This window comes from Streptomyces sp. NPDC039465 (assembly GCF_055639315.1).
In genome coordinates this window covers 1-5,156 of the sequence record NZ_JBVKAP010000022.1, presented here as the reverse complement: position 1 = coordinate 5,156, position 5,156 = coordinate 1, and the positions used below count along the sequence as shown (strand labels likewise).

The window sequence follows — 5,156 nt, the reverse complement described above, 5'->3', positions numbered from 1 at the left end:
CTTCAGAACTAACACAGTGGACGCGAGCAACTGAGGACAAGCCCTCGGCCTATTAGTACCAGTCAGCTCCACCCGTTACCGGGCTTCCACATCTGGCCTATCAACCCAGTCGTCTACTGGGAGCCTTACCCTCTCAAGGAGGTGGGAATACTCATCTCGAAGCAGGCTTCCCGCTTAGATGCTTTCAGCGGTTATCCCTCCCGAACGTAGCCAACCAGCCATGCCCTTGGCAGGACAACTGGCACACCAGAGGTTCGTCCGTCCCGGTCCTCTCGTACTAGGGACAGCCCTTCTCAATATTCCTACGCGCACAGCGGATAGGGACCGAACTGTCTCACGACGTTCTAAACCCAGCTCGCGTACCGCTTTAATGGGCGAACAGCCCAACCCTTGGGACCGACTCCAGCCCCAGGATGCGACGAGCCGACATCGAGGTGCCAAACCATCCCGTCGATATGGACTCTTGGGGAAGATCAGCCTGTTATCCCCGGGGTACCTTTTATCCGTTGAGCGACGGCGCTTCCACAAGCCACCGCCGGATCACTAGTCCCGACTTTCGTCCCTGCTCGACCCGTCGGTCTCACAGTCAAGCTCCCTTGTGCACTTACACTCAACACCTGATTGCCAACCAGGCTGAGGGAACCTTTGGGCGCCTCCGTTACCCTTTGGGAGGCAACCGCCCCAGTTAAACTACCCATCAGACACTGTCCCTGATCCGGATCACGGACCGAGGTTAGACATCCAGCACGACCAGAGTGGTATTTCAACGACGACTCCACCTGAACTGGCGTCCAAGCTTCACAGTCTCCCACCTATCCTACACAAGCCGAACCGAACACCAATATCAAACTGTAGTAAAGGTCCCGGGGTCTTTCCGTCCTGCTGCGCGAAACGAGCATCTTTACTCGTAGTGCAATTTCACCGGGCCTATGGTTGAGACAGTCGAGAAGTCGTTACGCCATTCGTGCAGGTCGGAACTTACCCGACAAGGAATTTCGCTACCTTAGGATGGTTATAGTTACCACCGCCGTTTACTGGCGCTTAAGTTCTCAGCTTCGCAGGATCGAAACCCCGCTAACCGGTCCCCTTAACGTTCCAGCACCGGGCAGGCGTCAGTCCGTATACATCGCCTTACGGCTTCGCACGGACCTGTGTTTTTAGTAAACAGTCGCTTCTCGCTGGTCTCTGCGGCCACCCCCAGCTCACGGAGTAAATCCGATCACCAGACGTGGCCCCCCTTCTCCCGAAGTTACGGGGGCATTTTGCCGAGTTCCTTAACCATAGTTCACCCGAACGCCTCGGTATTCTCTACCTGACCACCTGAGTCGGTTTAGGGTACGGGCCGCCATGAAACTCGCTAGAGGCTTTTCTCGACAGCATAGGATCATCCACTTCACCACAATCGGCTCGGCATCAGGTCTCAGCCTTAATGTGTGACGGATTTGCCTATCACACGGCCTACACCCTTACCCCGGGACAACCACCGCCCGGGCTGGACTACCTTCCTGCGTCACCCCATCGCTTACCTACTACCACCTTGGGTCAGCGGCTCCACCACTTTCCTTTCCCCGAAGGGTCCGGAACGGCTTCACGGCCTTAGCATTAATGGGCTCGATATTGGGCGTTTCAAAGCGGGTACCGGAATATCAACCGGTTGTCCATCGACTACGCCTGTCGGCCTCGCCTTAGGTCCCGACTTACCCTGGGCAGATCAGCTTGACCCAGGAACCCTTAGTCAATCGGCGCACACGTTTCTCACGTGTGTATCGCTACTCATGCCTGCATTCTCACTCGTGAACCGTCCACAACTCGCTTCCGCGGCTGCTTCACCCGGCACACGACGCTCCCCTACCCATCCATACGGTCGTTGGACCTATTGTATGAATGACACGACTTCGGCGGTACGCTTGAGCCCCGCTACATTGTCGGCGCGGAATCACTTGACCAGTGAGCTATTACGCACTCTTTCAAGGGTGGCTGCTTCTAAGCCAACCTCCTGGTTGTCTCTGCGACTCCACATCCTTTCCCACTTAGCGTACGCTTAGGGGCCTTAGTCGATGCTCTGGGCTGTTTCCCTCTCGACCATGGAGCTTATCCCCCACAGTCTCACTGCCGCGCTCTCACTTACCGGCATTCGGAGTTTGGCTAAGGTCAGTAACCCGGTAGGGCCCATCGCCTATCCAGTGCTCTACCTCCGGCAAGAAACACACGACGCTGCACCTAAATGCATTTCGGGGAGAACCAGCTATCACGGAGTTTGATTGGCCTTTCACCCCTAACCACAGGTCATCCCCCAGGTTTTCAACCCTGGTGGGTTCGGTCCTCCACGAAGTCTTACCTCCGCTTCAACCTGCCCATGGCTAGATCACTCCGCTTCGGGTCTTGAGCGCGCTACTGAATCGCCCTATTCGGACTCGCTTTCGCTACGGCTTCCCCACACGGGTTAACCTCGCAACACACCGCAAACTCGCAGGCTCATTCTTCAAAAGGCACGCAGTCACGACATGCAAGCAAGCTTGCATGCGACGCTCCCACGGCTTGTAGGCACACGGTTTCAGGTACTATTTCACTCCGCTCCCGCGGTACTTTTCACCATTCCCTCACGGTACTATCCGCTATCGGTCACCAGGGAATATTTAGGCTTAGCGGGTGGTCCCGCCAGATTCACACGGGATTTCTCGGGCCCCGTGCTACTTGGGTGTCTCTTAAACGAGCCGCATGAATTTCAGCTACGGGGGTCTTACCCTCTACGCCGGACCTTTCGCATGTCCTTCGCCTATCCATACGGTTTCTGACTCGTCTCACCGCCGGCAGACGATGAAAAAGAGATCCCACAACCCCGCATGCGCAACCCCTGCCGGGTATCACACGCATACGGTTTGGCCTCATCCGGTTTCGCTCGCCACTACTCCCGGAATCACGGTTGTTTTCTCTTCCTGAGGGTACTGAGATGTTTCACTTCCCCTCGTTCCCTCCACATACCCTATGTGTTCAGGTATGGGTGACAGCCCATGACGACTGCCGGGTTTCCCCATTCGGAAACCCCCGGATCAAAGCCTGGTTGACGGCTCCCCGGGGACTATCGTGGCCTCCCACGTCCTTCATCGGTTCCTGGTGCCAAGGCATCCACCGTGCGCCCTTAAAAACTTGGCCACAGATGCTCGCGTCCACTGTGCAGTTCTCAAGCAACGACCAGCCACCCATCACCTCCACTCGAAGAGTGAAGTTCACTGGGGCCGGCATCGCGAAGGCAACGACCAGACGGCCGTACCCTCAGATACCCAACAACGTGCCCGGCACCCTCGCCGTCCCTGTCCTGTGTTCCACGCCGAAGCAGTACTAACAGTCCACGAACATCGAGAGTGCCGAATAGTCAACGTTCCACCCATGAGCAACCGTGCGAGTCATTCGCTCGCAGTCGGCTATGTGCTCCTTAGAAAGGAGGTGATCCAGCCGCACCTTCCGGTACGGCTACCTTGTTACGACTTCGTCCCAATCGCCAGTCCCACCTTCGACAGCTCCCTCCCACAAGGGGTTGGGCCACCGGCTTCGGGTGTTACCGACTTTCGTGACGTGACGGGCGGTGTGTACAAGGCCCGGGAACGTATTCACCGCAGCAATGCTGATCTGCGATTACTAGCAACTCCGACTTCATGGGGTCGAGTTGCAGACCCCAATCCGAACTGAGACCGGCTTTTTGAGATTCGCTCCGCCTCGCGGCATCGCAGCTCTTTGTACCGGCCATTGTAGCACGTGTGCAGCCCAAGACATAAGGGGCATGATGACTTGACGTCGTCCCCACCTTCCTCCGAGTTGACCCCGGCAGTCTCCTGTGAGTCCCCATCACCCCGAAGGGCATGCTGGCAACACAGAACAAGGGTTGCGCTCGTTGCGGGACTTAACCCAACATCTCACGACACGAGCTGACGACAGCCATGCACCACCTGTATACCGACCACAAGGGGGCGACCATCTCTGGCCGTTTCCGGTATATGTCAAGCCTTGGTAAGGTTCTTCGCGTTGCGTCGAATTAAGCCACATGCTCCGCTGCTTGTGCGGGCCCCCGTCAATTCCTTTGAGTTTTAGCCTTGCGGCCGTACTCCCCAGGCGGGGAACTTAATGCGTTAGCTGCGGCACCGACGACGTGGAATGTCGCCAACACCTAGTTCCCAACGTTTACGGCGTGGACTACCAGGGTATCTAATCCTGTTCGCTCCCCACGCTTTCGCTCCTCAGCGTCAGTAATGGCCCAGAGATCCGCCTTCGCCACCGGTGTTCCTCCTGATATCTGCGCATTTCACCGCTACACCAGGAATTCCGATCTCCCCTACCACACTCTAGCCTGCCCGTATCGAATGCAGACCCGGGGTTAAGCCCCGGGCTTTCACATCCGACGTGACAAGCCGCCTACGAGCTCTTTACGCCCAATAATTCCGGACAACGCTTGCGCCCTACGTATTACCGCGGCTGCTGGCACGTAGTTAGCCGGCGCTTCTTCTGCAGGTACCGTCACTTTCGCTTCTTCCCTGCTGAAAGAGGTTTACAACCCGAAGGCCGTCATCCCTCACGCGGCGTCGCTGCATCAGGCTTTCGCCCATTGTGCAATATTCCCCACTGCTGCCTCCCGTAGGAGTCTGGGCCGTGTCTCAGTCCCAGTGTGGCCGGTCGCCCTCTCAGGCCGGCTACCCGTCGTCGCCTTGGTAGGCCATCACCCCACCAACAAGCTGATAGGCCGCGGGCTCATCCTTCACCGCCGGAGCTTTCAACCAGCCCCCATGCGGAGGCCGGTGTTATCCGGTATTAGACCCCGTTTCCAGGGCTTGTCCCAGAGTGAAGGGCAGATTGCCCACGTGTTACTCACCCGTTCGCCACTAATCCCCTCCCGAAGGAGGTTCATCGTTCGACTTGCATGTGTTAAGCACGCCGCCAGCGTTCGTCCTGAGCCAGGATCAAACTCTCCGTGAATGTTTACCCGTAATCGGGTGTGACACTCGCGTTGAGCGGAACCGGGAGGAGGAATAATCCTTCCGGTTCACAGCGTCCTCGCTGTGTTTTTCTTCAAAGGAACCTCATCTCCGTGATGGAGACGGGGTATCAACATATCTGGCGTTGACTTTTGGCACGCTGTTGAGTTCTCAAGGAACGGACGCTTCCTT

General features: G+C 57.1%; 2 rRNA genes. Both read right to left on the bottom strand.

What is annotated here, in order from left to right:
• Window positions 1–32: 32 nt before the first annotated feature.
• A 23S ribosomal RNA gene (locus ACZ7LT_RS34555) occupies window positions 33–3,153 on the bottom strand.
• 284 nt (window positions 3,154–3,437) lie between these two features.
• Window positions 3,438–4,965: ribosomal RNA gene (locus ACZ7LT_RS34550) — 16S ribosomal RNA — on the bottom strand.
• The 16S and 23S rRNA genes sit together here, the layout of an rRNA operon.
• Window positions 4,966–5,156: the final 191 nt, after the last annotated feature.